This window comes from Vibrio sp. V39_P1S14PM300 (genome assembly GCF_009904765.1).
Lineage (GTDB): Bacteria > Pseudomonadota > Gammaproteobacteria > Enterobacterales > Vibrionaceae > Vibrio > Vibrio proteolyticus.
Window position 1 is genome coordinate 1 of record NZ_WXWP01000253.1, and the last position, 4,759, is coordinate 4,759.

Sequence of the window (4,759 nt, forward strand, 5' to 3'; positions counted from 1 at the left end):
GATGAAATATATCGGTAATCACAACGAATGCCCGAACGGTATGCCCGGAGTGGCAACAAAAAACGTATCGTTGCCACCCCGTTTGATTAGTCCCAGATCAGCACTATGGCTTCACGCCGAGCAAACATTTCCATGTGCTGCTCAAGCACCTGTTTGAGCATTGCCAGTTGCTTGTCGTCTTCCGCTTCACAAAAAATACTCAGCGTGCTGCGCTTCTCATCGACTTCCATTCTGGCCGTACCAACCGGGAAATGAACTATGCCCTGCCATTCGTCCCATTGTGCATGCACTTTACGTGCAAAATGGCGACACAACACCACCAAATACTTACTGACATGTTCAGAGTGAACGTGAGTTTTTGCATGTAACATGATTTTCTCCAAATGCGGTAGCTCAACGCCAAAAGGCTTGCCAAAAAATGGCAAGCCTGAGCCGAAAAAGGATGATTAGAACTGATAAGCCGCTGAGAGCTTGACGTTACGTCCCGGTTCGTAGTCGTCGGTATTAAGACCACGCGCCAGGCCCGTCCGCGAAGCATGTGACACATAGGCCTCGTCAAAAATATTGTCGATTCCAAAAGTGACAGACAAGTTCTGCGCTTGTGAAGGCAACCATTGTACATACAGGTTGTGGACATTGTAGCCGTCTTTGTCTGCGGTTCCTTCCAAAACGTTGTCTTCATCCAGCACCACAATTGAGGTCCAGCCGAAAATGGTATCAATCGAATCCGCCTGATAATCCAGTGTCAGCGCAATGGAGTCGCCCATGTCTGAACTGCGTTCATTCTCCAGAACCGGACCGCCATTGGTTTTGTCTTTGTTATCCGACTTGGCATAAGACAGCTTCGAATTGAACTGTTTGTATCCATAAGAAGCACTGAACTCAAAGCCTTTGTACTCTGCATCCCCTTGGTTGACTATAGTGTAACCAGTCCCGTTCCATTCCTCAGCGTGATAATCGTCAATGTCCGTTCTGAACAGCGTCAGACTCGAACTGATGAAGTGATCATCAATACGTTTGTTAAAGCGCACACCGCCTTGCGTATTCAAACCGGTTTCCGCTTTGATGTTGTCATCCAGATAGGTCGTGGTCTGATAACGGACAAAGGTTTCCAGTAATTCCGGACCTTTAAACAAGCTGCGCGTGCTGGCAAATAAGGTCCAGTCTGAGTTGATATTCCATTCTGTCGCCAGCGCCCAGGTCATATCGTCGAAACTGTCTGTGCCCGTTTCGGCTTCACGTTTGTAGTCGTCAAAACGCAAGCCCGCTGTCACGCTCCAGTTGTCCAGCAGATACACTTTATCTTCGACAAACACCGCCGTCGAAATTGCGCTCTCATCCATGTATTTCTTGCCACCGTATTTACTGGTGCTGTTTTTGTCCATGTAATCCAGGCCATATGTCACGTGGTTACTCAGGCCAATGAGGCTAACATCCGAGTGGAACGTCGCGTTAACCCCGGTATTGCGGTTGGTGGCGGTGTTACGTGACGCACGCCCCATGCGTTCCCAACCCGTTTTGCTCTCATCACGATCGATTTCGGTTTGACTGCTGTACACCACCACCTTGCCATTGTGATGTTGCTTATTAAGCGCATAACTTAAAGTGACCGTGTCACGGTCATAATCGGTGGGAATCAGCAATTCACCGCTGAGTCCTTCGTTTGCACCACCGTTCATGTCCGGACGCGGGCTGTAATCACCGCTGTCGCGATAAAGGTCATAGGAGAGTTCAAAACGGTGGTCCATTGAAGGTTCAAACCCGATTTTGCCGAGAATGTTGTATACATCACCAGCTGCACCGAAGGTCTCTTCACCATTGCCATCTTTAAAGTTTTTATGTTCAACGTAATGACCGTAAATCATGGCGTCGACGCGGTCGCTTAACTGGCCAAAGGCCGTTAGCGATCCCTGTTGGTTGTCATTGGTTGCGTAACCACCAAACACCCGGGCACCAAAACGTTCGTTATATCGCAACAAATCCTTGGCATTTTTGGTTTCGAAATAGACCGCCCCGCCCAAGCCATTCTGAGTCACGGAGTTGTTGCCAACTTCAACATCGACCGATTTGAGAATGTCCGGATTGAGCGTCAGGTTGCCAATATGATGAAACATATTGGCATGTTGAGATGCCCCATCGAGACGAATATCCAAGTCGGTTTCCCCTAAACCGCGAATGTTAATCCGTTGGTTGACCGAGTGAGTACCACCGACATCAACCCCGGGAATATCGCGTAACAAGTCAGACATGTGATCCGCTTGTTTTACCGACATATCTTCCGCCCCCAGTGACTCTGAGTTACTCGAGACTTTGGTTCCCCATACAACGACTTCATCAAACTGAGTGTTTTCCTCTGCAACAGCCGGAGCCGCCAACATCATGCTGATCACTAAACCCAGTAAGGTTCTTTTATGAGGTGTAGTTTTAACCCTTTTCATGAAATTTATCCCACAAATGCAAATGATAATAATTCGTAATTATGATAAGTTTCATTACTATTAACGGGAAGATGAATAGGTTATGCGAGATCGCATAGCTGTTATGAAGAAAGCGCAATATGACCAATAGTGAAGTTCGCGGTACTAGACTGCATAAGATCGCCTTGACCAAAAAAGTCCACCATGACGAAAAACAGCTGATCGTCAATCAGTCGGCCAATGGCAGTAATCCCATTGCTGAAGGGCATTTCTTCTCTTATCAATGCGACCAGGCCTTCGCGTTACATGGTGGCAACAGCTATGAACTGATGAACTCTCAGGTGGTTTCCACGGCACCACCGGCTGTGATTGTCACCCTGTTGTTGGAGGGTAAGCTCGATTTCGGTTACGACGATCTGGCATTCAAACTGGAAGCGGATCAGCGACCGCAAGGCGTTATGGTCAACCTGGCCAAAGCCGCGAATTTTCGCCGGGCACTGCAGGCCAACGTCCATGTCGTCAAAGTGAATATGATGTTTCATCCTCACTGGATTCAGACCAAACTTGGCCTTCCATGCGGCATGGACTGTTTCCTTGAGTATCACAAAAATCATCTGAATATTCGCATGACACCAGAAATCATCCGGCTTGCAGGAGAGCTGATTGCTCTGCCCTCACCGAAAAGTTTTATTGAGCGTATGAAGATGGAGAGTCTCACTTATCAGCTCATGGCGCATATTTGCCAGCAATCCGAAGCCGGAACAATCCATCAGTGTCACTGCGCACAAACGGCAAATCAGTATGGCGAGCTTGAAGACATGATCAGTTACATCGAAACACACCTGAGTGATCCCCTCAATCTGGAACAACTGGCGCAGCAGTTTTCGATGAGCGTATCGAATCTGCAACGTCGCTTTAAGCAACAACTCGGTATGACAGTGAATCTGTATATTCGTCAGCGGCGGCTGGAGATCGCCAAGCAGCATCTGGAAAGTGGTTTGGTCACGATCACCGAAGCGGCCTACGATGCGGGCTACCAGCACCCGTCCAACTTTACCATCGCCTTCAAAAAAGCATTTGGCCAGCCACCCACGGCTTTTGTAAAACTTTGAACTCTTAGCACGGCAGGAGTAGAATCGGGGCAGATATCGCATTGCGGAGAGCAGTATGAACATTGGGGAAGTCGCCAAACTGACCGGTTTATCCAGTAAATCGATTCGTCTTTACGAAGAAAAAGGGTTAATCGCGCCACCACTTCGCAGTGAGTCTGGTTATCGTGAATACTCCAAACTGCAAATTCAGCAGCTCAACCTGATTTCACGCGCGAAAAACGCCGGCTTTTCATTGGCAGAGTGTAAAGACTTCGTGCACCTGGCCGAAGACCCACATCGACAAAGTCGTGATGTGAAAAGCCGGACCGAAGAGAAGCTCAAAGAAATCGAAGTGAAAATCCGCGAATTAACGGAAATTAAAAAACAACTCAAAAACTGGGTATCCGCTTGCCCGGGCGATTCAGGCAGCCAGTGTCCGATTATTGAAGACCTGACCAAATGAAGCAAAACAGCCGCTCAATAAGCGGCTGTTTTTCGTTAATGGTAAGTACACATACGTTTACCGTCCAGCTCTAAAACATTGAACGGCGTTTCGTAGATGTCACTGAGCACCTTCTCGTCAATCACCTCGTCTACACGTCCACCCGCCACCACTTTGCCGTGTTTCAGTGCCAGAATGATGTCTGAGTAACAAGAAGCAAAGTTGATATCGTGAATCACAACCACTACGGCTTTGTTCATTTCGTGCGCCAAACGCTGAATGGTGCGCATGATCTGGAGCGAGTGTTTGATATCGAGATTGTTCAGCGGCTCATCGAGGAAAACGTAGTCAGTGTCCTGAGCAATCACCATCGCAATGAACGCCATTTGTCGCTGGCCGCCACTCAGCTCATCCAGGTACTTGTGTTGAATGGCTTGCAGATCTAGATACGCGATTGCCTGCTCGATGATAGATTCATCCTCTGCGGTCAGTTTGCCTTTCGAATATGGAAAACGCCCAAACGAGACCATTTCCCGCACAGTAAAACGCATGGTAATGGTATTGGCCTGGCGTAGCACCGACAGCCGTTTTGCCAACGCCTGGGTGTTCCACTCCGCCAGCTCTTTGCCGTCGATCACCACCGACCCCGCATCTCGGGGAAGCAGTCGGCTCGCCATGGACAATAAGGTACTTTTTCCGGCTCCATTCGGGCCGATAATAGAGGTAACTTTGCCTTTTTCAAAGTTAGCGCTGGCCTCACTCACCACCGCTTGTTGACCAAACATTTTGGTCAGTTTTTCCAGTTTAAT

At 48.5% G+C, this 4,759-nt stretch carries 5 protein-coding genes; 2 read left to right on the forward strand and 3 right to left on the reverse strand.

What is annotated here, in order from left to right:
* Positions 1–86: 86 nt before the first annotated feature.
* Both CAG65_RS12810 and CAG65_RS12815 read right to left on the reverse strand, forming a co-directional pair.
* On the reverse strand, positions 87–371 hold the full coding sequence (locus CAG65_RS12810) for a DUF2218 domain-containing protein (protein WP_161453900.1): 285 nt from the start codon (positions 369–371) through the stop codon (positions 87–89).
* A gap of 75 nt (positions 372–446) precedes the next feature.
* A complete protein-coding gene (locus CAG65_RS12815) occupies positions 447–2,438 on the reverse strand; it encodes a TonB-dependent siderophore receptor (protein WP_161453902.1) in 1,992 nt (663 codons plus the stop codon).
* 119 nt (positions 2,439–2,557) lie between these two features.
* Here CAG65_RS12815 and CAG65_RS12820 point away from each other — a divergent pair, with 119 nt between their 5' ends.
* Both CAG65_RS12820 and cueR read left to right on the forward strand, forming a co-directional pair.
* Entirely contained in the window at positions 2,558–3,529 is a 972-nt protein-coding gene (locus CAG65_RS12820) for a helix-turn-helix transcriptional regulator (protein WP_161453903.1), read from the forward strand.
* A gap of 55 nt (positions 3,530–3,584) precedes the next feature.
* The gene (cueR, locus tag CAG65_RS12825; RefSeq protein ID WP_021704798.1) at positions 3,585–3,971 is read left to right on the forward strand and encodes a Cu(I)-responsive transcriptional regulator; all 387 of its coding nucleotides are present in this window, start codon (positions 3,585–3,587) and stop codon (positions 3,969–3,971) included.
* A 35-nt stretch (positions 3,972–4,006) separates the two neighbouring features.
* Here the strand turns inward: cueR and CAG65_RS12830 are convergent.
* On the reverse strand, positions 4,007–4,759 hold a 753-nt coding region (locus CAG65_RS12830), incomplete at its 5' end, for an iron ABC transporter ATP-binding protein (RefSeq protein ID WP_202599379.1).